Raw genomic sequence first — 1,272 nt, 5'->3', positions numbered from 1 at the left:
CAGCGTCCCGGATTTACCTAAGACACCCACCTACGCACTTGAACTTGGACAACCGTCGCCAAGCTCACCTAGCCTTCTCCGTCCCCCCATCGCAGTTATAAGCAGTACGGGAATATTAACCCGTTTCCCATCGACTACGCCTTTCGGCCTCGCCTTAGGGGTCGACTTACCCTGCCCCGATTAACGTTGGACAGGAACCCTTGGTCTTCCGGCGAGGAGGTTTTTCACCCCCTTTATCGTTACTCATGTCAGCATTCGCACTTCTGATACCTCCAGCAAACCTTACAGTTCACCTTCAACGGCTTACAGAACGCTCCCCTACCCAACAACTCCGAAGAGTTGATGCCGCAGCTTCGGTGTATCGCTTAGCCCCGTTACATCTTCCGCGCAGGCCGACTCGACCAGTGAGCTATTACGCTTTCTTTAAATGATGGCTGCTTCTAAGCCAACATCCTGGCTGTCTGAGCCTTCCCACATCGTTTCCCACTTAGCGATAACTTTGGGACCTTAGCTGGCGGTCTGGGTTGTTTCCCTCTCCACGACGGACGTTAGCACCCGCCGTGTGTCTCCCGGATAGTACTTACTGGTATTCGGAGTTTGCAAAGGGTTGGTAAGTCGGGATGACCCCCTAGCCTTAACAGTGCTCTACCCCCAGTAGTATTCGTCCGAGGCGCTACCTAAATAGCTTTCGGGGAGAACCAGCTATCTCCGAGTTTGATTGGCCTTTCACCCCTAGCCACAAGTCATCCGCTAATTTTTCAACATTAGTCGGTTCGGTCCTCCAATTGATGTTACTCAATCTTCAACCTGCCCATGGCTAGATCACTCGGTTTCGGGTCTACTCCTAGCAACTTATTCGCCCAGTTAAGACTCGGTTTCCCTACGGCTCCCCTATTCGGTTAACCTTGCTACTAAAAGTAAGTCGCTGACCCATTATACAAAAGGTACGCAGTCACCCCATAAAGAGGCTCCCACTGCTTGTACGTACACGGTTTCAGGTTCTATTTCACTCCCCTCACAGGGGTTCTTTTCGCCTTTCCCTCACGGTACTGGTTCACTATCGGTCAGTCAGGAGTATTTAGCCTTGGAGGATGGTCCCCCCATATTCAGACAGGATACCACGTGTCCCGTCCTACTCGTTTTCACAATAAACGCATTGTCGTGTACGGGGCTATCACCCTGTATCGCGCCACTTTCCAGAGGCTTCCACTAACACTTAAACTGCTTAAGGGCTAATCCGGGGTCGCTCGCCGCTACTGCCGGAATCTCAAT

At 51.9% G+C, this 1,272-nt stretch carries 1 rRNA gene (only partly in view); it reads right to left on the bottom strand.

The annotated features are described in order from the left end of the window. Positions 1-1,272: ribosomal RNA gene (locus ACED36_RS18950) — 23S ribosomal RNA — on the bottom strand; its annotated part reaches 1,273 nt to the left of the window's first position; the annotation flags it as partial.

The sequence above is a fragment of the Enterovibrio sp. FF113 genome (assembly GCF_041439165.1).
In the GTDB taxonomy this organism is placed as follows: domain Bacteria; phylum Pseudomonadota; class Gammaproteobacteria; order Enterobacterales; family Vibrionaceae; genus Enterovibrio; species Enterovibrio norvegicus_A.
The sequence above is the reverse complement of the archived record's forward strand: the minus strand, read 5'-3'. Positions and strand labels throughout refer to the sequence as shown.